At 40.0% G+C, this 20,937-nt stretch carries 22 protein-coding genes; 7 read left to right on the top strand and 15 right to left on the bottom strand.

What is annotated here, in order from left to right; genetic code table 11:
* Positions 1–83 precede the first annotated feature (83 nt).
* Positions 84–470, bottom strand: a complete 387-nt coding sequence (locus MED217_RS15120) for a DUF1573 domain-containing protein (RefSeq protein ID WP_009781418.1) — start codon at positions 468–470, stop codon at positions 84–86.
* A 197-nt stretch (positions 471–667) separates the two neighbouring features.
* Between MED217_RS15120 and MED217_RS15115 the strand changes: the two genes are divergently transcribed.
* A complete protein-coding gene (locus MED217_RS15115) occupies positions 668–3,301 on the top strand; it encodes a valine--tRNA ligase (protein ID WP_009781417.1) in 2,634 nt (877 codons plus the stop codon).
* 27 nt (positions 3,302–3,328) lie between these two features.
* On the opposite strand, the gene MED217_RS15110 is transcribed toward MED217_RS15115, so the two are convergent.
* The 6 genes from MED217_RS15110 to rsfS form a co-directional block, all read right to left on the bottom strand.
* On the bottom strand, positions 3,329–3,598 hold the full coding sequence (locus MED217_RS15110) for an acyl-CoA-binding protein (protein ID WP_009781416.1): 270 nt from the start codon (positions 3,596–3,598) through the stop codon (positions 3,329–3,331).
* 6 nt (positions 3,599–3,604) lie between these two features.
* Positions 3,605–4,258: a phosphatidylserine decarboxylase family protein gene (locus MED217_RS15105; RefSeq protein WP_009781415.1), complete on the bottom strand. Its 654-nt coding sequence runs from the start codon at positions 4,256–4,258 to the stop codon at positions 3,605–3,607.
* Positions 4,248–5,069: a phosphatidate cytidylyltransferase gene (locus tag MED217_RS15100; protein ID WP_009781414.1), complete on the bottom strand. Its 822-nt coding sequence runs from the start codon at positions 5,067–5,069 to the stop codon at positions 4,248–4,250. The genes MED217_RS15105 and MED217_RS15100 overlap by 11 nt, the downstream gene beginning before the upstream one ends.
* Before the next feature lies 1 nt (position 5,070).
* Positions 5,071–5,685 (bottom strand): LUD domain-containing protein, encoded by a 615-nt coding sequence (locus MED217_RS15095; RefSeq protein ID WP_009781413.1) that lies wholly within the window; start codon positions 5,683–5,685, stop codon positions 5,071–5,073.
* Positions 5,686–5,792: 107 nt separating this feature from the next.
* Positions 5,793–7,766 (bottom strand): ATP-dependent zinc metalloprotease FtsH, encoded by a 1,974-nt coding sequence (gene ftsH, locus MED217_RS15090; RefSeq protein ID WP_009781412.1) that lies wholly within the window; start codon positions 7,764–7,766, stop codon positions 5,793–5,795.
* A 9-nt stretch (positions 7,767–7,775) separates the two neighbouring features.
* Positions 7,776–8,147, bottom strand: coding sequence for a ribosome silencing factor (gene rsfS, locus MED217_RS15085; RefSeq protein ID WP_009781411.1), 372 nt, complete (start codon positions 8,145–8,147; stop codon positions 7,776–7,778).
* A gap of 85 nt (positions 8,148–8,232) precedes the next feature.
* Here rsfS and MED217_RS15080 point away from each other — a divergent pair, with 85 nt between their 5' ends.
* Complete coding sequence (locus MED217_RS15080; protein ID WP_009781410.1) at positions 8,233–8,961, top strand: biotin--[acetyl-CoA-carboxylase] ligase; 729 nt, start codon at positions 8,233–8,235, stop codon at positions 8,959–8,961.
* Here the strand turns inward: MED217_RS15080 and MED217_RS15075 are convergent.
* Positions 8,958–9,350, bottom strand: a complete 393-nt coding sequence (locus MED217_RS15075; protein ID WP_009781409.1) for a hypothetical protein — start codon at positions 9,348–9,350, stop codon at positions 8,958–8,960. The genes MED217_RS15080 and MED217_RS15075 overlap by 4 nt on opposite strands.
* 43 nt (positions 9,351–9,393) lie before the next feature.
* Positions 9,394–10,047, bottom strand: coding sequence for an orotate phosphoribosyltransferase (pyrE, locus tag MED217_RS15070; protein ID WP_009781408.1), 654 nt, complete (start codon positions 10,045–10,047; stop codon positions 9,394–9,396).
* A gap of 7 nt (positions 10,048–10,054) precedes the next feature.
* On the opposite strand from pyrE, the gene MED217_RS15065 reads away from it, so the two are divergent.
* On the top strand, positions 10,055–10,678 hold the full coding sequence (locus MED217_RS15065; RefSeq protein ID WP_040533707.1) for an NUDIX hydrolase: 624 nt from the start codon (positions 10,055–10,057) through the stop codon (positions 10,676–10,678).
* Here the strand turns inward: MED217_RS15065 and MED217_RS15060 are convergent.
* The 3 genes from MED217_RS15060 to MED217_RS15050 all read right to left on the bottom strand — a co-directional run bounded on the left by MED217_RS15060 (position 10,646) and on the right by MED217_RS15050 (position 13,702).
* Positions 10,646–12,403 (bottom strand): M14 family metallopeptidase, encoded by a 1,758-nt coding sequence (locus MED217_RS15060; RefSeq protein ID WP_009781406.1) that lies wholly within the window; start codon positions 12,401–12,403, stop codon positions 10,646–10,648. The two genes, MED217_RS15065 and MED217_RS15060, sit on opposite strands and share 33 nt — an antisense overlap.
* Before the next feature lie 72 nt (positions 12,404–12,475).
* On the bottom strand, positions 12,476–13,129 hold the full coding sequence (locus MED217_RS15055) for a uracil-DNA glycosylase family protein (protein ID WP_009781405.1): 654 nt from the start codon (positions 13,127–13,129) through the stop codon (positions 12,476–12,478).
* Positions 13,130–13,702, bottom strand: coding sequence for a thioredoxin family protein (locus MED217_RS15050; RefSeq protein WP_009781404.1), 573 nt, complete (start codon positions 13,700–13,702; stop codon positions 13,130–13,132). It abuts the gene before it with no gap.
* 127 nt (positions 13,703–13,829) lie between these two features.
* Here MED217_RS15050 and MED217_RS15045 point away from each other — a divergent pair, with 127 nt between their 5' ends.
* Both MED217_RS15045 and MED217_RS15040 read left to right on the top strand, forming a co-directional pair.
* Positions 13,830–14,141: a hypothetical protein gene (locus MED217_RS15045; RefSeq protein ID WP_009781403.1), complete on the top strand. Its 312-nt coding sequence runs from the start codon at positions 13,830–13,832 to the stop codon at positions 14,139–14,141.
* Complete coding sequence (locus MED217_RS15040) at positions 14,134–14,472, top strand: tRNA-binding protein (RefSeq protein WP_009781402.1); 339 nt, start codon at positions 14,134–14,136, stop codon at positions 14,470–14,472. Before MED217_RS15045 ends, MED217_RS15040 begins: the two co-directional genes overlap by 8 nt.
* 59 nt (positions 14,473–14,531) lie before the next feature.
* On the opposite strand, the gene MED217_RS15035 is transcribed toward MED217_RS15040, so the two are convergent.
* Positions 14,532–14,945 (bottom strand): DUF779 domain-containing protein, encoded by a 414-nt coding sequence (locus MED217_RS15035; protein ID WP_009781401.1) that lies wholly within the window; start codon positions 14,943–14,945, stop codon positions 14,532–14,534.
* Entirely contained in the window at positions 14,917–16,440 is a 1,524-nt protein-coding gene (locus tag MED217_RS15030; RefSeq protein WP_009781400.1) for an aldehyde dehydrogenase family protein, read from the bottom strand. Before MED217_RS15030 ends, MED217_RS15035 begins: the two co-directional genes overlap by 29 nt.
* A gap of 321 nt (positions 16,441–16,761) precedes the next feature.
* Between MED217_RS15030 and MED217_RS15025 the strand changes: the two genes are divergently transcribed.
* On the top strand, positions 16,762–17,583 hold the full coding sequence (locus MED217_RS15025) for an AraC family transcriptional regulator (protein WP_230199282.1): 822 nt from the start codon (positions 16,762–16,764) through the stop codon (positions 17,581–17,583).
* Here the strand turns inward: MED217_RS15025 and MED217_RS15020 are convergent.
* On the bottom strand, positions 17,580–18,071 hold the full coding sequence (locus MED217_RS15020) for a nuclear transport factor 2 family protein (RefSeq protein WP_009781398.1): 492 nt from the start codon (positions 18,069–18,071) through the stop codon (positions 17,580–17,582). The two genes, MED217_RS15025 and MED217_RS15020, sit on opposite strands and share 4 nt — an antisense overlap.
* Before the next feature lie 422 nt (positions 18,072–18,493).
* On the opposite strand from MED217_RS15020, the gene katG reads away from it, so the two are divergent.
* Positions 18,494–20,740 (top strand): catalase/peroxidase HPI, encoded by a 2,247-nt coding sequence (gene katG, locus MED217_RS15015; RefSeq protein ID WP_009781397.1) that lies wholly within the window; start codon positions 18,494–18,496, stop codon positions 20,738–20,740.
* The last annotated feature ends 197 nt before the right edge of the window (positions 20,741–20,937 follow it).

The raw sequence follows: 20,937 nt of genomic DNA, 5'->3' as shown, positions 1-20,937 counted from the left end.
CCTTAACGTATTAAACCCTTTGGCAATGCACGAAAAAAAAGCGACCTATTGGTCGCTTTTTAAATTTTATATTTTTTCGGCTTTTAATTTGTCGCCGGTAGTAAAGTCCCTTTAATTTTTAAGGTATAAGGTTCTGCCGAAGCATTGGTATAAACGGTAATAGTTTTACGTATAGGCCCCGGAGAACGGTTGGTGTCATATTTCACTTTGATCACACCGCTTTCACCCGGCGCGATAGGATCTTTTGGCGGACTAGGAACGGTACAACCACAAGTAGAGTATGCTTTAGAAATAACTAAAGGAGCGTCTCCTGTATTTGTAAACTTAAATTCACGAGTACCATCGCTTCCGTGAGCGACATCACCATAGTCTATAACGTCTGTTTCGAACGTGATCGCGGCTTTTTTATCCTGAGCTTGAAGGCCTAAAGTCATAAGCCCAACAGCAAGTATCAAAACAATTTTTTTCATAATTCTCTGTGTTAATTAGATATAAAAGTAAGCTTATTCTAAAGTTTCTGCAAAAAGAAGCACTTATTTAATATGTTGTTAGGCTTTTTCTTACAATTTTTCAATTGAAAAAGCAGACGTTTAATCTGTCGGTTTTTTTCAGAATACTTACTATTATAAGTACTTTTGCACTCTTAAAGACAAAAACTAGACCAATAATGGCATTAGCTTCAAAATATAGCTCAAAAGAAGTAGAGCAAAAGTGGTATGACTACTGGATGGAACACAATTATTTTCATTCAGAACCTAATGATAAAGAGCCTTACACTATTGTAATTCCGCCGCCTAACGTTACGGGGATCTTGCATATGGGGCATATGTTGAATAATACCATTCAGGATGTATTGATAAGACGTGCGCGCCTTAAAGGATTCAACGCGTGTTGGGTGCCGGGAACCGATCACGCATCTATTGCTACCGAAGCTAAAGTAGTTGCAAAACTCAAAGCCGAAGGAATCAATAAAAGTGATTTAACGCGCGACGAGTTTTTAAAGCACGCTTGGGAGTGGACCGATAAATATGGCGGAACCATTCTAGAGCAACTTAAAAAGTTGGGAGCTTCTTGCGACTGGGAACGTTTACGGTTCACTATGGATGACACCATGTCAGCGAGTGTTATTCAGTCTTTTGTTGATTTGTACAATAAAGGGCTTATTTACCGTGGTCATCATATGGTAAACTGGGATCCAGAAGCACAAACAACCCTTTCTGACGAAGAAGTTATTCACGAAGAGCGTCAAGGATTTTTATATTACTTGAGCTACAAATTGGTTGGAAGCGATGAGACGCTTACCATAGCAACTACGCGACCGGAAACGATTTTTGGTGATACGGCGATCTGTATCAATCCTAATGACGAGCGTTTTACTCATTTAAAAGGGAAGAAAGCCATCGTTCCTATCGCAAACAGAGAAGTGCCTATTATTGAAGATGAATATGTTGACCTTGAATTTGGTACCGGTTGTTTAAAAGTAACTCCGGCACACGACGAGAATGATAAAATGCTCGGAGATACCCACAATCTGGATGTTATTGATATTTTTAATGATGATGCGTCTTTGAATGAACACGGTCTTCATTATAAAGGAAAGGATCGCTTTGTTGTGCGAGAAGAGATCGTAGAGGAGCTTAAAGCTGCTGGTGTTTTAGTAAAAACTGAAAAGCATACCAATAAAGTGGGTACTTCAGAAAGAACAAAGGCAGTTATTGAGCCTAAACTTTCTGATCAGTGGTTTTTGAAAATGAAAGATCTTGCTGAGCCTGCGATCAAAGCGGTTTTGGAAAGTGATGAGGTGAATTTGTTTCCGAAGAAATTTGAAAACACCTACCGTCATTGGATGGAAAACATCAGAGACTGGAATATCTCTAGACAACTTTGGTGGGGACAGCAAATACCGGCGTATTACTACGGCAACGGGCAGGAAGATTTTGTAGTAGCTAAATCTCGTGAAGAAGCTCTGGAGGCAGCCAAAGCAAAAACCGGAAACACGGCATTAATCGATGCAGACTTGCGTCAGGATGAAGATGCCTTAGATACGTGGTTCTCTTCTTGGTTATGGCCTATGAGTGTTTTTGATGGTGTTGCCAACCCTGATAATGCAGATTTTAAATATTACTATCCTACTAACGATTTGGTAACCGGACCCGATATTTTATTCTTCTGGGTTGCGCGAATGATTATGGCAGGTTATGAGTATACCGGTGAAAAGCCTTTTACCAATGTGTACTTAACCGGACTTGTGCGTGATGCCGAGCGTCGCAAGATGTCTAAGTCTTTGGGGAATTCACCAGATGCGATGAAACTCATTGATGATTATGGCGCAGATGGTGTGCGTGTAGGACTCTTGTTGAGTGCTTCAGCCGGAAATGACTTGTTGTTTGATGAAGATCTATGTCAGCAGGGGAAGGGTTTTGTAAATAAAATTTGGAATGCCTTCAGATTGATCAAAGGTTGGGAAGTTGATGCTACTATTCCGCAGCCGGAGTCGAGTGAAAAAGGCTTGGCTTGGTATAACGAGCGTTTCAAACAAGCTACAGTAGAGATTGAAGATCACTTCAGCAAATACCGAATCAGTGACGCGTTAATGACTACGTACAAGTTGGTTTGGGATGATTTCTGTAGTTGGTTGTTAGAGATCGTAAAGCCAGAATATGGCAAACCGATTGACAAGAAAACTTTTGATGCAGTTATCGAAGCTCTAGAAAATAATCTTAGAATTTTACACCCATTTATTCCTTTTGCCTCTGAAGAGATCTGGCAAAATATAGCCACTCGTACTCCGGAAGAAGCCTTGATCATCAATGAATGGCCTGCAATCACTAAGCCTGATGAGGCTTTGTTAGCAGATTTTGATCTGGCTGCTCAGGTAATCACAGGAGTTAGAGCGATTCGCAAGGAGAAGAACATTTCGTTTAAAGATGAGCTGGAGCTTTTTGTGCTGAATACTGAAGATTTTTCAGATGGTTTTGATACAGTGATCACCAAGCTGTGTAACCTGTCTAAAATTGAAAGTACAGACGCCAGTGTAGACGGAGCGCTTTCTTTCCGAGTAAAAGCAAATGAATACTTTATTCCGCTTACGGGAGCTATAGATGTAGAAGCTGAATTGGCTAAGATCAATGAAGAATTGAAATATACCAAAGGCTTCTTGAAGTCGGTTTCCGGTAAACTTTCTAATGAGCGTTTTGTAAATAATGCTCCGGAAAAGGTAGTCGCGATCGAGCGTCAAAAGCAAGCAGATGCTGAAGCCAAGATCGAAGCACTAGAAAAGCGATTAGCGGCTTTGAGCTAAGTCTGGAATACAATAGAAATTTTAAAACTAAGGAATATGTTGAGCAACTAGCTTGATGTATTCCTTTTTTGCTTCAGTAGCAGAAAGTCCTTTGATTTGTATGAGCGCATTGTATTTAAAAGCACTTCGCAAATCGTTTTCCTTTATAGTTTCAATAGGAATGATCTTGCTTTTGTGATTGCCTTGTTTGTAGTACGCGTAAAGCAAAAGCTGAATATCCTGAGGCAACGCCTGAGTGGTAGCGCTCGCTTTTTCGTAAGCAGCCTTGAATTCTTTATCTAACTGTTCTTTTGTCAAACCTGTTTACTTAAGGGTTACTATAACGCTCTGAGCTCCTTTTACCTTTTGATTAAGCTTAACGGCAATAGGCGTGTCTAAGGGTAAAAATACATCAACGCGAGAACCAAATTTGATAAAACCGCTGTCATCTCCTTGCACCACAGTCTCGCCTTCTTTTGCATAATTTACAATACGCTTAGCTAAAGCTCCTGCGATCTGACGGTAAAGCACATCACCAAAAGTCGTTGAACGTACAACTACGGTAGTGCGTTCATTTTCTTCTGAAGCTTTAGGATGCCAGGCTACAAGATATTTCCCCGGATGGTATTTGCTGTAAACGACTTCGCCGCCGGCTGGGTAACGGGTTACGTGTACATTAAGCGGAGACATAAAGATCGAGACCTGTAAGCGTTTCTCTTTAAAATATTCCTTTTCAAAAACTTCCTCTATGACTACCACTTTTCCATCAACAGGAGAGACGATCTCTTCTATGTTTCCGGCGGCTTTTCTAGTAGGATTTCTAAAAAATTGAAGGATTAGAATTAATAAGATTGTTAGTGCAGCATAACATACGTATTGCAGCCAAACAGGACTAACCCAAGTTTGTGTTGAAACAAAACCTATCGCGACAACAAGTAATGTTATGATAATTATGGTATATCCTTCTTTATGAAACATATTCAAATAGTATTAAAACCAAGTAAATAAAAGGACTGGCAAAGAGTATACTGTCTAGGCGATCGTACAATCCTCCGTGGCCCGGCATTAGTGTTCCGCTGTCTTTTACGCCCGCTTCACGTTTGAGCTTTGACTCGATCAAGTCGCCAAACGTTCCCAAGGTGCTCATCACAACAGCGAGTGACAGCCAGATGTTGAAGTTGAGGCTATGTGTTGGGGTGTATTTATCTGTAAATTTATAAATAAAAAAGCTAGCGATACAAGCAAAAACGAGTCCGCCAAAAAAGCCTTCAATAGTTTTCTTGGGAGAGATGCTTGGGAAAAGTTTATGTCTTCCAAAACTTTTTCCTACGATATATGCAAAGGTGTCGTTTGTCCAGATGAGGACGAAAAGTCCGGCAACAGTGTAGGGGGAAAATTCGTCACCGTGGGTTGGGAGCAAGGTTAAAAAAACGAAGCTTGCGATGATGTAAAATATCGTGATGTGTAGCTTTTGAAGCTTGTTGTATTTTCTGATCTTTTCGCTGAAAAGATTTTTCATTAAATAAAGTCCGGTGCAAACAGTAAAAGCAAGCAGGACTAAAGTGGCTGGTTTTGATATCTTAAAGTAGCTGAAAAATAATACAAAGCCGATTAGAATAAGATAAGTATACCAAAATTGAAACCCTATAAGTCTTAAGAATTCTCTAAGCGTAATGATGCCAAATAGTAAGAATAAGAGTATGTACCATTTTTCAGAATAAAAAATAGAAAACAGTAAAATGATAACATATAGAAAGCCAGATAAGGCTCTTACCGTAAGTTCACGCATACTACAAATCTTCTAGTAGTAACAAATAAAGATTTTTTGCGCTACTCCCGTAGGACATAAAATCTTTAGCACCTTCTTTAGGTTCAAAATTTTTAATGGTGGTTATGTTTGTAGGGATTTGCCCGGTATGTTTCTTTTTAATACCTCTAAGGCCTTCACCAATGTTATTGACGATTTGACTCGTAGTAGCGAAAATCACAAAATTTTGAGGAAGCTCTTTAAGTTTCTTCTCTTTGATTTGATTGGAGGAGACCAACAAGCTGCCGTCGTCGGCAATTAAGTTCTCGCAATTAGACAGTAAAAAGCTTGATTCTTTTTGTCTACCAAATTTTAGATTGTATCCTTCAAATACACTTTGAAGCTTTTCGTCGAGGCAAAATACGTCTTGCTCATACCAGTCATTTTCAAGCAAGATATTATCAAAGCTTTCGTGCACTTCATCCATATCAATGCAGTACAAGAACTTGCCTCCGTTTAATATAAAGTGTTTGGTAAAACGCTCATCGGCGGGCGCAGTAATGTCTGGCATGTACTTGCCGCGTTCTGCACCTGATGTTTTTGGTTTTTCAGAACTTGATGAACTTTTCGGTTTAAAAAGCTTATTAAAAATACTCATAAATGAGTGCGTATACGTCTAAATTTAGGATTCTATCAAATATAAAAAATCTTAACTCAACAGCGTGTCAAGTTAAGATTTTATATTGTTTTGAAAACTAGCGTTTTCTAGCTTTCGGTTACTGAAGTGTCATTCACTTCTACTTCTTCACCTTTGTCAAAAGGGCGTTTTCCGAAGATTTTTTCTAAGTTGTCTTTGAAAATCACTTCTTTGTCAAGTAGAACTTCTGCGAGCTCATTCAGTTTGTCTTTATTGTCTTCTAATATTTTGATCGCACGTTGATATTGTGCTTCAATAATTTTAGATATTTCTTTATCAATAAGCTCTGCAGTTCTTTCACTGTAAGGTTTACTGAAGTTGTATTCATTCTGTCCTGAAGAATCGTAATAGGTTAAATTTCCTATTTCATCATTCAACCCATAAGTGGTTACCATCATTCGAGCTTGCTTGGTCACTTTTTCAAGATCGCTCAAAGCTCCGGTCGAAATCTTATTGAAGGTCACTTTTTCGGCAGCACGACCTCCCATAGCAGCACACATCTCATCAAGCATTTGTTCAGGTCTAACGATCAAACGTTCTTCCGGAAGATACCAAGCAGCTCCAAGAGAGCGTCCACGTGGTACAATTGTTACTTTTACTAGAGGAGCAGCGTGTTCGAGCATCCAGCTTACAGTTGCGTGACCGGCCTCGTGAAAGGCAATAGCGCGTTTTTCTTCTGGAGTGATGATTTTATTTTTCTTTTCAAGACCTCCTACAATACGATCAACAGCATCTAAGAAATCTTGACGACCTACCGCAGCTTTACCTTGTCGTGCGGCAATAAGCGCAGCCTCGTTACAAACGTTAGCAATATCTGCACCTGAGAATCCAGGGGTTTGCTTAGCCATAAATTCGGTGTCCAGCTCTTCTGCAACTTTCTTTAAAGGACGTAAGTGTACTTCGAAAATCTCTTTACGCTCGCGTACATCGGGAAGGTCAACATAAATCTGACGGTCAAAGCGTCCTGCACGCATCAAAGCGGTATCTAATACATCAGCACGGTTGGTGGCTGCCAATACAATCACATTGGTGTTGGTGCCAAAACCATCCATCTCTGTGAGTAATTGATTCAGCGTGTTTTCACGTTCGTCGTTCGATCCGCTAAAATTTGCTTTTCCTCTGGCGCGACCAATTGCATCGATCTCATCGATAAAAATGATAGCAGGAGATTTTTCTTTAGCCTGTTTAAAAAGATCACGTACTCGTGAAGCACCCACACCTACAAACATCTCAACAAAGTCTGAACCTGAAAGTGAGAAGAACGGTACCTTAGCTTCGCCGGCAACAGCTTTTGCCAATAAGGTTTTACCGGTTCCCGGAGGTCCTACAAGTAAGGCGCCTTTTGGGATTTTACCACCGAGGTTAGTGTACTTGTCAGGATTCTTAAGGAAATCTACAATCTCTTGAACTTCTTCTTTTGCACCTTCAAGACCGGCAACATCTTTAAAAGAAGTTTTTACATCAGTCTTTTCGTCAAATAGCTTGGCTTTAGATTTTCCGATGTTGAAAATTTGTCCGCCAGCACCGCCAGCACCTCCAGAAGACATTCTACGCATAATGAAGATCCAGATACCGATAATTACCGCGATAGGTAAAAGCGTTAGCAACATATCTCCAAAGAAGGTGTTGTCTGCTTTTAAATATTTACGCGGAATTTCAATGCCTTGATTTTCTTGAATGTCATTTAAGGTGTTCTCAAAATTCTCAAGCGTACCGTAACGAAATTCGTAATCGGCACCACCACTAGAACTCAATAGCGACATGCCATTATCCTGAGGTTTTGAATGCTTTTCTTTTTGAGAAGCTTCCTCGGTAAGATAAATGTAAGCTACTTGCTTAGATTTACTGATGTCAATACGTTTAACATCACCATCTTTTGCATAAGTGATTAATTGGTTTTCCAGAATTTCTTTTGGGTTACCAAAATCTGAACCGCTGCTAAAGAAATTAAGCGCTAAGAAAACAAGAATAATTGCGGTATATATCCACCAAGCACTAAATTTTGGCTTATTTGGGGTGGGCTTTTTAGATTTTTCTGCCATTGATTTTTTTTAATAATTTGATTCGATTGATGTTACTTTGGCGTCTCCCCAAAGGCTTTCAATATCATAATACTCCCTGATGTGTTTCTGAAAAACGTGAACCACAACGTTTACATAATCCATCAACACCCATTCTGCATTCTGCATGCCTTCTACGTGCCAGGGCTTATCTTTTAATTTTTTACTTACCGTTTTTTGAATGGAATTGACAATTGCAGCAACCTGTGTGTTTGAGGTACCATTGCATACGATGAAGTAGTCACAAACCATGTTCTCTATTTCCCTAAGGTCTAATAAATCAATGTTTTGACCCTTCACTTCCTCAATCCCCTCTAGAATAGTTGTTATTAATTGATCTGTACTTACTTCTTTTTTACTCATTAAATCTTTTTTAGTCTGACAAAGTTATTACAATTTTGTTTGATAGTGTTTTTTGCAATCACTTTTAAGCCATTCTATTTGTCGTATGAAAATAGTCAAACTTAATGCCACAACTTCTACAAACAGCTACTTAAGATCCTATACCAAAGAATTAAGTCCCGAAGCTGATGTTTTGGTTTGGGCTATCGAGCAGCGATCAGGGCGTGGTCAACGCGGTGCTTACTGGGAAGCAGAACCGGGCAAAAACCTTACACTTAGTGTGTTTAAGCGTGTTGAAGCACTGCCTATTGACAAGTCATTCTACATCACGATGGCAACTTCTCTAGCTGTTTTTGAAGCTTTAGAGGCTTTAGGTTTACAGCAACTTTCAGTAAAGTGGCCAAACGACATATTGGCAGGAAGATCTAAAATATGTGGCGTACTTATCGAGAGTATCATTCGCAACGGATTAACCGGCGTGATCATAGGAGTAGGACTTAATGTGAATCAAGTGCATTTTTCTAAAGCACCCAATGCAACTTCTATAGCTTTAGAAACCGGGCGTTACTTTGATCTGGAAGAAGTTCTTAACCTCCTCATTCAGAAATTTTACAAATACGTAGAACGTATCGTTTCGGGAGCTTTTGAAGCGTTGAAGGCAGAATATGAGTCTAAACTGTTCAGAAAAGATAAGGCTTCAACCTTTGAGAGCCCTTCAGGTGAGCGCTTTACCGGGATAATAAAGCAGGTTTCAGAAACAGGAAAGCTCATCCTTCAATTGGAAGATGAGCTTTACAAAGAATTTGATCTAAAAGAATTAAAATTGCTTTACTAGATCGTTTGTAAGTTTTCTGCTAAGGTTTGAATGAACTTGGTAATCGGGCCTTTGATCATCATTGACATCATCGCGTTAAATTCACCTTCAAACTCAAAATAGGCTTCACTGCTGTTTTCAGTAAGTTCTTTAATATTTGCGGTAAGTGTAAACGGCAATTTATCACTGGCAGCACCTAAAACTACTTTATTGTATGGGACACTGTTTTTCAGTTCTAAAACAATATCAGGCATTCCCTTCAGTGCAAAAAGAAATCGTTTCTCGCTTAAAATCTCAAATTTACTAATGCTGTCTGGCATTAACTTTTTGTAATTGTTTACATCATTAAGAAAGTTGAAAATCGTTTCAGGGCTTTTATCAATAGTCTTCTTAGGGCTTTCTATGTACATAGTTTTTTATAAGTCTGTGAAAAATTTAAGCGTTTTATATTTTTTATTCGGAAGGTGCAGCCTGCCATGTGTCTGGAGAAAGGCGCCAGGTCTGCAGGGTTAAATGTTCTTTTTCTGAAATGTACTGCGTGTCTGAAGCTTGTTCTAGCAAATGGTCGTAATCACTCAACGTGTAAAGATCAATGCCATATTTTTCAAAGTTGGTTTTTGAAACATCAAAACCGTAAGTAAAAATGGCTAACATTCCCTTGACATTGGCCTCAGCGGCTTTTAAGGCATCAACAGCCATCAAGCTGCTCTTACCTGTACTTATAAGGTCTTCGACCACAACTACCGATTGGCCAGGCTCTAGTTTACCTTCAATTTGATTCTGGCGACCGTGCTTTTTGGCTTCCGGGCGAATGTAAATAAAGGGTAGGTTTAAAAAATCGGCAACGAGCATTCCTATACCTATAGCTCCTGTTGCAACACCGGCAATCACATCGGGCTTGCCGTAAAGCTGCTCGATTTGATTTGCGATATTCTCGCGTAAGTAGTTGCGTATCTGTGGGTAAGATAAAGTAATGCGGTTATCGCAGTAAATAGGCGATTTCCATCCGCTGGCCCATGTGAATGGGTTTTGTGGTTGTAATTTAATTGCATTAATTTGCAGTAACAACTCAGCTGTTTTTTTAGCTGTTTCCTTTTTTAAGATCATGGTACAAATGTATAAAGTTTTTGTAAATGATGTGCCCATTATACTTTCAACTGAAAAGTATATTGGCGAAAATTACACATCCATTCCCATAAAACGTGCAAAAATAAAAAGCATTATTAAACAGGTTAACCGTGGTCAACTCACGCACATCAATTTATATCACGCTAAAGGCAAGAAATTACTCAAGTTTCTGAAGAAAAAATTGCCGGTAGTTGTCGCCGGTGGCGGAATGGTTTTTAACGACCATTCAGAAATCCTTTTCATAAAACGCAACGGTAAGTGGGACCTTCCTAAAGGGAAATTGGAGAAAAAAGAAACCATCGAAGAGTGTGCGGTACGCGAAGTAAGCGAGGAAACCGGTTGTCAGGATTTGGTTTTAGGTGATCTTATTACGGTAACCTACCATGTTTTCAAACGTAATGGTAAGTTTAAACTGAAGGAAACGTATTGGTACAAAATGAACACTACCTACAGTGGACCATTAGAGCCACAACCTTCTGAGGGAATCAAAAAAGTACGTTGGAAGAATTTTGAAAAATCTCAGAAGGCGTTGACAATGTCTTATGAAAACATCAAACTCCTTTTTCCGAAGGAATATTTAATTAGTAATCCTAAAGATCGGGTAGCGTAAGTAGGCCTTTTCATAGTTGTTAGAATGCTCATAAATCCACTCGAGTTGCATGTACCAGTTTTGAGCAAAACGTGTGTCATTTTCTTTTAAGTCTTCAAAAGCTTCTTTCATTTCAGGATCTGCATCCAGTAATTCTTGTGCTCGATCTTCCCAAACGTAAGGCGAGAAATGTTCTTTCTGCTGAAGAATGGTGTCAAAATAATTCCAGTTGAAAAATGAATCTACTCCTGAAGGTTCAAGCATTTCCATAATGTAGCGTAGTCCAGACTGATTGGTTTTAACCACGTAATCTCCTTGTCTAATATTTATTTCTTGAGTTGAAGTTTCAACTTGGGTATTGTAATGCAGATAATGTCCTTCATAGGCTTGGTTACGCGTTTTATAATCTGCAATATGATACACCTCTGCAGTTAGCATACTGTCTTTTTGAAAACGCTCAAAGTCGATTTCATTTTCTTTTAAACGCTCGATCACGTGATGCCATCCCTGCGGAATAACATAAGCAGCAGGAATCGTAGCATCACCGGCCGGTTTCATATAGTTATAATAGGTGACTTCTTTCTCAAAAGGCTTATTGCGATCGTATTTTAAACGGGACATTCCGGTAACGGTACTTGTTTTTCGCTCGCCTTCATAGCCTAAGAAATTAAGCGTTGACGTTTTACTGCTGTCAATTTCAAAGTGTAACGTATACGGCTGTCCGGTAAGCGCCCCGCTTCGGTACAAGGAATCTTTTGCTTTGCGCAAGGCTTGCATTTTTACGCCATCTTTTTCGGTGATCTTGATCATCGATTTCATCAACTCATAGGTTCCGGCAACGCGATCTTTATACGGTTTAAGCATATGTGTTTCTACCATCATCCCGAAGGTATTCCATAAAGTGCTGTATCCCGTAGAATAGCGCGGGTAGTCCATAAATTGAGAAAAGCCAATTTCTGGTACCTGATTAAACACATTGACATAAGGTGTGATTGGCCAGTCTTTAGCAGCCAGATCCTGCTCCAATTGCGGTTGTAATTCCGTATGAAGATAATCGCCTAATTCGTCGCCCAGCTTGTTATGCTGTGTAAACAAATGTGTAAGTACATATTGATAATCTGCACCGTTGCTCACGTGGTTGTCGATCAAAACATCAGGATTAACCATATGATAGATTTCAGCAAAAGCACGCGCATTATAAGTGTCAGCTTTTACAAAATCACGATTGAGATCATAATTTTGAGCATTTCCTCTAAAACCGTATTCTTCAGGGCCGTTTTGATTGGCACGCGTTCCTGTATTTCTGTTGAGCGCACCGCCAATATTGTACACGGCAATGGCACCGATCCATACATTTTCTGGTGTTTCAATTGTGCCGTTGGCCAGATCGCGCATCATCATCATCGTCGCATCAATACCATCTGATTCTCCGGGATGAATTCCGTTATTGATCAAAATGCGCGTCACCTCCTTGGCATCAGCAAATTCTGAATCAAACGTGCGATTGGTGTTGTAGGTTACTAAGGTAAGCGGTTCTCCGCTATCGGTTCTCCCAATTTTATAGGTTTTGATCGAAACATAAGCAGCATCCAGATCATCGTAGTATGCCATTACTTCGTCATAGGTGGGCGTTTGATTACCATTTCCTTTTTCAAAAGGTGTGATTAGATCAAAATCTTCGGGTTTTGGTTTTTCGGCACACGAGAGGGCGATAAGAAATACGAGACTGAGTAGGGCTGCTTTCATATGAATGTTGAATAGTTGAAATGCTAAAATTACTAATTAATTAAAGTTTGAACCGTGGTCTTTGTTCAGAAACTAAAAGAACGGGCGGTATTGCTGAATTCTAAAATCAAAGGTTGAAAATTGCGGATCTTTCAGTCTTTGCTCTTTATAACTTTTCATACTGCCAATGGCTCGGTTGGCAGCGCCGGAAGGTGCGGTTAAGGAAACGGTTTTTACAAAGCGCTTTTCGATTTGAAACTGATGTATGCGCGGCACAATAGAAGAAACGACCTCTAATTTCAAGTTGTTTTCCTTGAGTTGTTTTCTGAAAAAGTATTCCGGGCCGTTTTTGCTGGCACCTCCTGTAAAAATAAGCGTATGGATCTGCGGAAACTCTTTAAGAAAGCCTACCAAATTCCTTAATTCCACTTCTTGCATTCCTAGATCTGAAGCATCAACTTTTTCTCGTTGCGCAGCAGCTACAATATCACAGACGCCAATGTTTCGGCTTTTTAGAAAATGGGAGCGCTGCTCAATAGCGTGAGCGGTGTTTTCATAAACCAAGTTCAAATCAAAAATTTGATCGAGAATGGGCCACAGCATTCCGTTTTTACTTCCGTAGCAAAAATCTACATCTTCAGGTAGCAAATCTCCTGTGGTAAATCGGGGAGGCGGTAACGTGCCTACGATGAGTTTGGTCGCGTGTTCAAGATTAAAAGGAGGATACGGATGCGTGTGCTCAAACATTTAAGAAGGATTAGCTTCTTGCTTCCACTTGATCCCACAGCCTAGACTAGGCTTTTGAAGTTCGTTCTGTTGGCGATTGTTGAATACGTTATCCAAGGCCTCACGCAGGTCTCTTCCGTTTACGGGAATGCCGTTTCCGGGACGGGAATCATCGAGTTGACCGCGATAAATCAGTTTTAATTCCGCATCAAATAAATAAAAATCAGGTGTACACGCGGCGTCATAATCTTTAGCCGTTTGCTGCGTTTCGTCGTATAAATACGGAAAGCTAAAATTATATTTTCTTGCCGTCTCCCGCATCAACCATGGGCTGTCTTCAGGATAATTTTCAACATCATTACTGCTTATAGCAACAAAGCCAAAACCCAGCACCCGGTAATCATTGGCAATACGCACGATCTCGTCATTCACGTGCTTTACAAAAGGGCAGTGATTACAAATAAACATCACTACCGTGCCACGTTCGCCTGCAACTTCTGTGAGCGTTACATTTTTATTTGTGAGCGGATTAGGAAGCGTAAAAAACGGAGCTTGTGTTCCTAGCGGAAGCATATTTGAAGGTGTTCTTGCCATAGTGTGATCTCTTTTTCCAACTGTAAAATAGGTCGTAAATCAGCCGGACTTGTTACAAATACTAAAGTTCTTTTAAATCTTTGGGCTCAGGGAGCTGCCTTTGTAACTTTAATAAAAACTAGCAATTATGAAAAATACATATAGCTCGCTATCCGTAGCGATTGAAGAATTACAGAAGAAAGGATACGATACCGATTTTAATCTGGTTGACGAAGGAATCGAATCTAAAGCACATAAGAAAACCTGGAAAGCAGGACAAATCGAAGTAGAAGAAGCATTTAGATTTGAAGGAATGACCAATCCCGGCGACAACAGTGTACTTTATGTGATCAATACCGATAGTGGCGAGAGAGGCCTTCTGGTTGATGCGTATGGCGCATACAGCGGACAAATTTCTCAAGAAATGATTCAAAAACTGAAGATTGAACATAATGAATAACGACTTGAAATGGTCTGAATTTGCACGCGTAGATATGCGTGTGGGAACCATTATAAGCGTAAGCGATTTTCCTGAAGCAAGAAAACCCGCTTTTCAATTACATATAGATTTTGGTGAAGAACTTGGAGTTAGAAAAACCTCTGCACAAATAACCAAAAAATATGAGCGGCAAGAACTCGTAGGAAAACAAGTGATCGCAGTAGTGAATTTTCCTAAAAAGCAAATTGCAAACTTTATGAGCGAGTGCCTGTTGCTGGGCGCAGTAGATGGAGAAGAAGTCACGCTACTCAATCCAGATTTACCCGTTCCAAATGGGGTGCGCATAAGTTGATATAAAATGTAAAAGCCTCCTAAAAAGGAGGCTTTTTAATGTAGTAGAGTTCGTGACAACTATTGTTCTCCACTGCGTGTTGGGCTGAGGGTTTTTGCTTCTTCTTCGGTGTACATCCTAGACTTAATAACAAACCGAATCCCAAGCGGAATCTCTAATGAGAAACTCGAGCCTCTTCCCGAGGTTATATCAACCGTGAGTTGTGTATGCTTCCAATATTCAAATTGGTCTTTAGACATATAAAACTCGCAGCCGTGTATGGTTCCCAGATACACATCGGTCTCATTGATCATAAGATCGCCTTTGGGGAAACACATCGGGGACGAGCCGTCACAGCAGCCCCCGCTCTGGTGAAACATAAGTTCACCGTGTTCTTCCCTTAATTGGTCTATAATTTCCTTTGCAGCATCTGTTGCTTCTACACGTGGTGTCATGATTTGATTTTTAGAAAAAGCCCATTGCTTTTTTGTCATAAGAGATTAGCATGTTTTTGGTGTGACGATAATGTGCCAACATCATTTTATGGTTCTCACGACCAATACCAGATTTTTTATATCCGCCAAATGGAGCGTGTGCAGGATAATTGTGGTAGTTATTTACCCAAACACGACCGGCCTTGATCGCTCTTGAAATTTGATAGGCTTGGTGTGTATCTCTTGTCCAAACGCCGGCACCTAATCCGTACAAGGTGTCATTTGCAATTTCTATAGCATCTGCTTCATCTTTGAAAGAAGTCACACAAAGTACCGGTCCAAAAATTTCTTCTTGAAAAACACGCATTTTGTTATTCCCTTTTAGGATCGTAGGCTGAATGTAATATCCACCTTCTAAACCTTCATTGTAGGCAGCGCCACCACCGCAAAGCACTTCGGCACCTTCGTCTTTACCAATGTTGATGTAGTTTAAGATTTTTTCATATTGATCATTAGAAGCTTGTGCACCCATCATCGTATCCGGACTTAAAGGATGTCCTAGTTTTATGGCTTTGGTACGTTCTACCACGCGTTCTACGAAAGCATCAAAAATGCTTTCCTGCACCAGTAAACGAGATGGACAGGTACACACTTCACCTTGGTTCAAAGCAAATAGCGTAGCACCTTCAAGACATTTATCAAAGAAGTCATCATCAGCATCCATCACGCTTTCAAAAAATACATTTGGAGATTTCCCTCCAAGTTCAAGAGTGACCGGCGTAATATTTTTTGAAGCGTATTGCATAATCAATTGACCTGTTGTGGTCTCGCCGGTGAACGCGATTTTATTGATGCGCGGACTAGAAGCAAGCGGTTTACCGGCCTCGGCTCCAAAACCATTTACGATATTGAGCACTCCGGCCGGTAGAATATCTTCGATCAATTCCATAAGAATTAAGATTCCAACAGGCGTTTGTTCAGCAGGTTTAAGCACTACGCAGTTTCCGGCAGCAAGCGCAGGAGCGAGTTTCCAGGTTGCCATAAGTAATGGGAAATTCCACGGGATAATTTGCCCGACGACCCCAAGAGGCTCTGTGACATTCAAGCAGACGGTATTGCTGTCTAACTCACTTACCGAACCTTCTTCGGCTCTGATCACACCGGCAAAATATCTAAAGTGGTCTACTGCAAGCGGTAGATCTGCCGCCATCGTCTCCCGTATCGCTTTACCATTGTCCCAGGTTTCGGCACGCGCAAGCGCCTCGAGATTTTGCTCCATCACATCAGCAATTTTTAATAACAAATTACTGCGGTAGGCTGCTGCAGAATTGTTCCACTCAGGAGCAGCCTCCCAAGCGGCATCAATGGCTTTTTCAATATCTTCAGATGTCGAACGCGGTATTTTTGTAAAATTGGCGCCGTCAACAGGAGATACATTTTCAAAATATTGTCCTTTTACCGGGGAAGTCCATTTTCCTCCAATAAAGTTTTCGTACTGATCTTTAAATTTAGGCTTCTCTATAACGTTTGCGGAAGCAGTTTTTACATCACTCATAAGAATTGTCTTTAAATTGTTACACGTTAATTTTCGGTTGAATTAGAATCTAGGAAATGCGCTATGCATTTTAGGTTGTCTAAAGTTAATCAACACATACACAGCTGGGTTGACCAATTCTATCAAAAAAGTGTACAATTCTCTCAAAAATTATAAATGTGTTAATTTTAGCTATATAATATTGTATATTTAATACTTAATCAATCTTACTTTAAGGATAATATAATTTTCATTATGCAATTGCCCGATTCTTTTTTCGAAAACAGAAAGCTTGAAAATCTTGTTGAGAATCAAACCTCATATACCTTAAATAATGCGGCAATGCATGTATTTGAAACCCATCAACAGGCAGAACGTGTTTTGCTACAATTTGACAAGCCGGTACTGGCAAGTATGCTTCACGGAAAGAAAATAATGCACTTGCGTGATCACAACAGCTTTGATTTTTTACCCGGAGAATCACTTATTCTTCCTGCAGACGAAGTGATGTGTATCGATTTTCCTGAAGCGCAACACAGCAACCCCACGCGGTGCCTGGCAATGGCCATTGCAGAAGATAAAATCAAAAATGTGGTGACCTTGATGAATGAAAATATTGGCAAAGCAGATGGGCAAGAGTGGAGCCTGATGGATTATAATTTTCATTTTACTAACGATGCCGGAATCTTTCAGATCTTGCAACGCTTACTCTTTCTTTTTACTGAAAATCACCCTTCAAAAGATTTCTTTGTAGATAATATGTTACAAGAATTGATCGTGCGTATTCTGCAAACCAATAACCGTAAAATCTATACCGATAAAGCGCTTAAGCTTAGCAGCGATAATAGACTGGCTTATATAATTCAATACATACGTGATCATTTGCACGAGTCTCTTTCTGTAGAGTTATTAAGCAGAAAAGCTTGTATGAGTGAATCTAATTTCTACCGTGTCTTTAAGAATGAATTAGGCCTTTCTCCTGTTGACTTTATAAATACAGAGCGTATTAAACTTGCGGTAAGCTTACTCCAAGACCCTAACCGAAAAATCAAGAATATCTATCTAGAATGTGGTTTTGAGAGTAGATCGTATTTTAATCGTGTATTCAAACGTATGAACAAGATCTCTCCGGGAGCTTTTCAAGCAAAAGTAGCTAAGGGCTAAAATTCGACTTCAAAAGACTTCATTTTATGCAAATAGCTTGAGAGTGCTCTGCTGGTAGTCTGCTGAATTTTAAGTTTCATAAATTTGGTCCAGCCTAAAAGAAATCCTTTAAAGCCTAGCGCTTGTCTAGACCAGCGCCAAAGATCAAAATGATCGGTATGCTGTACGATCTTCCCATTTTGAAAGCTAAAGGTTCCAACGACATGATTGATCACTTTTCGTTTTTGTGGCCCATAGGTATAGGTTGCGGTCCATTTTGCGCTCCCATTGTAGTCATTGGCTTGCACTTCGCTAAATTCAATATGCAATGCATCGCCGCCGCGCTCGATCAACATATACCACATTGCAAAAGCCCGCTTCCCTTGAATTTTTCCAAAGGCAGGGTCTTCAAAGATGATGTTCTTTGCGTAGCAGGAGGTCATCGCCTGTGGATCGTGATTTTGAAAAGCTTTGTAAAAATTGGTAATGATCTGTTCGTTGGGATGCATCCTCGTCTAATTAGTGACCTAAAATTACAGTAAATCCGTTGGCTTTTCGATACACTATTGCTTTAAATTAAGGAGTAATCTTTTAATAGCGTTTGGGATCCCCTAGGCTTGGGCTTATTTCATCTTTCATAAAAGGAGTCAACTAGCAAGACCAAAATGGAGACTTATTCCAAAAAGAACTTTAGACTTCACAATAAAGATTTTAATAACGAATTAATAGCGTTGAGCTAACTATTTTTTCAATCGAAGTTCGTGTTCTGTTTCCTCTAAAATAAGTAAATTCAAGGATGAATAAAGGATTTCAATCGTTGTATATAGGTTTTGGTTATTGATTTATAAAAACTATAAATCAAAGCTATCAAAATAACTCATTATTATTGAAGTTCTTTACATCACAGAAATCTTTAAAATCTAGTAGACTTATGGAAAATAAAAACGGAAACGATCACGGAACAGACGGCAAAGTTTGGGACGTAAACGAATCAGCTAAATGTCCATTTTTAAGTGGTGAAATGAATCACGTCACCGGGCAGGGCACTACAAACAGAGATTGGTGGCCCAATCAGCTTAACCTAAGTATTTTAAAGCAGAACTCTTCTTTGGTTGATCCAATGGATGAAGATTTTGATTATGCTGAAGCATTTAAAAGCCTTGATCTTGCAGCGGTAAAGCAAGATTTATACGATTTGATGACCAATAGCCAAGATTGGTGGCCTGCAGATTATGGGCACTACGGTCCGTTTTTTATTCGTATGGCCTGGCACGCGGCAGGAACCTATCGTATTCACGATGGTAGAGGAGGAGCCGGTAGCGGGCAGCAGCGTTTTGCACCTTTAAACAGCTGGCCAGATAATGCCAACTTAGATAAAGCACGTTTGTTGTTATGGCCAATTAAAAAGAAATATGGAAATAAACTTTCTTGGGCCGATCTATTGATTCTTGCCGGAAACTGCGCCCACGAGTCTATGGGATTAAATATGTTCGGTTTTGCAGGAGGACGTGAAGATGTTTGGGAACCCGAAGAAGTATATTGGGGAGCAGAAACCGAATGGTTAGGAAATAAAGAGCGTTATGAAGGCGGCGAACTAGAGAAAGCACTTGGTGCAGCTCATATGGGATTGATTTACGTGAATCCTGAAGGACACAATGCCAATCCAGACCCGGTAGAGTCGGCACATTTTATTCGTGAGACTTTTGGCCGAATGGCGATGAACGACTATGAAACGGTTGCGCTAATTGCAGGTGGACATACCTTTGGAAAAACCCATGGTGCAGCAGATCCTGATGAATATGTTGAGGCAGAACCTGCAGCCGCCGGAATGGAAGCTATGGGAACTGGTTGGAAGAATAATTTTGGTTCTGGTAAAGGAGCAGATACCATTACCAGTGGATTAGAAGGTGCCTGGACCGATACACCAACGCAATGGAGTAATAAATATTTTGAGAATCTATTTGGTTACGAGTGGGAATTGACAAAAAGCCCCGCAGGAGCACACCAATGGAAACCAAAAAATGATGCCGGAGCAGGTACGGTACCAGATGCACACAGAGCAGATGTGAAGCACGCACCTTTTATGTTAACCACAGATCTATCACTGCGTTTTGATCCTGAGTATGAGAAAATCTCCAGACATTTTATGGAGAATCCAGAGGAATTTGCTGATGCGTATTCACGCGCTTGGTTCAAATTAACACATCGTGATATGGGGCCAAAAGAGCGTTATTTAGGAGCTGAAGTTCCACAGGAAGAATTGATCTGGCAAGATCCTATTCCGGCGGTAGATCACGAGTTGGTTTCAGATGCAGATGTAGCGCATCTCAAAAAGAATATATTAGAATCAGGTCATTCAATTTCAGAATTGGTTTCTGTGGCTTGGGCTTCAGCATCAACCTTTAGAGGATCTGACAAGCGTGGTGGAGCTAACGGAGCACGTATACGTTTTGCACCACAGCGCACTTGGGATGTGAATAATCCTGAGCAATTAGACGCCGTTTTAAAAACCTTAGAAGGAATTCAAAAATCTTTTAATGATTCGCAAAGCGGAAACAAAAAAGTGTCAATTGCAGACCTTATTGTCTTAGCAGGTAGTGCCGCAGTAGAAAAGGCAGCAAAAAATGCCGGTCACGATATCAGCGTACCTTTTACGCCGGGACGAGCAGATGCGCTTGAGGAGCAAACCGATGCTTCGGCATTTGACGCATTAGAGCCAGTTGCTGATGGATTCAGAAATTATATGAAAGACCGTTTTGAAATTAAAGCAGAAGAATTTCTCGTAGACCGTGCGCAATTATTAACATTGACACCACCTGAAATGACGGTCTTAGTTGGAGGTTTACGCGTATTGAATACCAATTTTGATGGTTCAGATTATGGAGTATTCACAGATAAACCTGAAACTTTGACCAATGATTTCTTTGTAAATCTATTGGATATGAATACCACCTGGAAAGCAGTTTCTGAAGAAGATGAACTCTTTGAAGGAAGTGACCGCAATACCGGTGAGAAAAAATGGACGGGTACACGTGTCGATTTAATCTTTGGTTCAAATTCAGAATTAAGAGCCCTTGCAGAAGCCTATGCGCTTGAAGATTCAGGAGAGCGTTTTGTAAAACACTTTGTGAAGACGTGGGTTAAGGTGATGAATTTAGATCGCTACGATGTAAAATAAAACAACAGTTTCTATTGAATTAAGTAAAGGCAGTCCGTATCGGATTGCCTTTTTTAGTTTCATATTTTAGGCTTTTTTAACTTGTACATATTGATTGTTCTTATTAAATTATCAGCCTAAGTAAAACCTTTTAGTTTTTTGATAAAAATCAAGATAGTTTATTGATTATAAGATTAGTTTTACTTGGTTAAACCCCA

Source organism: Leeuwenhoekiella blandensis MED217, from assembly GCF_000152985.1.
Lineage (GTDB): Bacteria > Bacteroidota > Bacteroidia > Flavobacteriales > Flavobacteriaceae > Leeuwenhoekiella > Leeuwenhoekiella blandensis.
The sequence above is the reverse complement of the archived record's forward strand: the minus strand, read 5'-3'. Positions and strand labels throughout refer to the sequence as shown.

Coding starts and splice junctions, on each gene's coding strand:
- MED217_RS15035 (WP_009781401.1), bottom strand. CDS start 14,945: ATGACAAAAAAGCAATGGGCTTTTTCTAAAAATCAAATCATGACACCA.
- MED217_RS15045 (WP_009781403.1), top strand. CDS start 13,830: ATGAAAAATACATATAGCTCGCTATCCGTAGCGATTGAAGAATTACAG.
- rsfS (WP_009781411.1), bottom strand. CDS start 8,147: ATGAGTAAAAAAGAAGTAAGTACAGATCAATTAATAACAACTATTCTA.
- MED217_RS15075 (WP_009781409.1), bottom strand. CDS start 9,350: ATGTACATAGAAAGCCCTAAGAAGACTATTGATAAAAGCCCTGAAACG.
- katG (WP_009781397.1), top strand. CDS start 18,494: ATGGAAAATAAAAACGGAAACGATCACGGAACAGACGGCAAAGTTTGG.
- pyrE (WP_009781408.1), bottom strand. CDS start 10,047: ATGATCTTAAAAAAGGAAACAGCTAAAAAAACAGCTGAGTTGTTACTG.
- MED217_RS15060 (WP_009781406.1), bottom strand. CDS start 12,403: ATGAAAGCAGCCCTACTCAGTCTCGTATTTCTTATCGCCCTCTCGTGT.
- MED217_RS15030 (WP_009781400.1), bottom strand. CDS start 16,440: ATGAGTGATGTAAAAACTGCTTCCGCAAACGTTATAGAGAAGCCTAAA.
- MED217_RS15040 (WP_009781402.1), top strand. CDS start 14,134: ATGAATAACGACTTGAAATGGTCTGAATTTGCACGCGTAGATATGCGT.
- MED217_RS15120 (WP_009781418.1), bottom strand. CDS start 470: ATGAAAAAAATTGTTTTGATACTTGCTGTTGGGCTTATGACTTTAGGC.
- MED217_RS15105 (WP_009781415.1), bottom strand. CDS start 4,258: ATGTTTCATAAAGAAGGATATACCATAATTATCATAACATTACTTGTT.
- MED217_RS15065 (WP_040533707.1), top strand. CDS start 10,055: ATGTATAAAGTTTTTGTAAATGATGTGCCCATTATACTTTCAACTGAA.
- MED217_RS15080 (WP_009781410.1), top strand. CDS start 8,233: ATGAAAATAGTCAAACTTAATGCCACAACTTCTACAAACAGCTACTTA.
- MED217_RS15100 (WP_009781414.1), bottom strand. CDS start 5,069: ATGCGTGAACTTACGGTAAGAGCCTTATCTGGCTTTCTATATGTTATC.
- MED217_RS15115 (WP_009781417.1), top strand. CDS start 668: ATGGCATTAGCTTCAAAATATAGCTCAAAAGAAGTAGAGCAAAAGTGG.
- MED217_RS15020 (WP_009781398.1), bottom strand. CDS start 18,071: ATGCATCCCAACGAACAGATCATTACCAATTTTTACAAAGCTTTTCAA.
- MED217_RS15055 (WP_009781405.1), bottom strand. CDS start 13,129: ATGTTTGAGCACACGCATCCGTATCCTCCTTTTAATCTTGAACACGCG.
- ftsH (WP_009781412.1), bottom strand. CDS start 7,766: ATGGCAGAAAAATCTAAAAAGCCCACCCCAAATAAGCCAAAATTTAGT.
- MED217_RS15095 (WP_009781413.1), bottom strand. CDS start 5,685: ATGAGTATTTTTAATAAGCTTTTTAAACCGAAAAGTTCATCAAGTTCT.
- MED217_RS15050 (WP_009781404.1), bottom strand. CDS start 13,702: ATGGCAAGAACACCTTCAAATATGCTTCCGCTAGGAACACAAGCTCCG.
- MED217_RS15025 (WP_230199282.1), top strand. CDS start 16,762: ATGCATGTATTTGAAACCCATCAACAGGCAGAACGTGTTTTGCTACAA.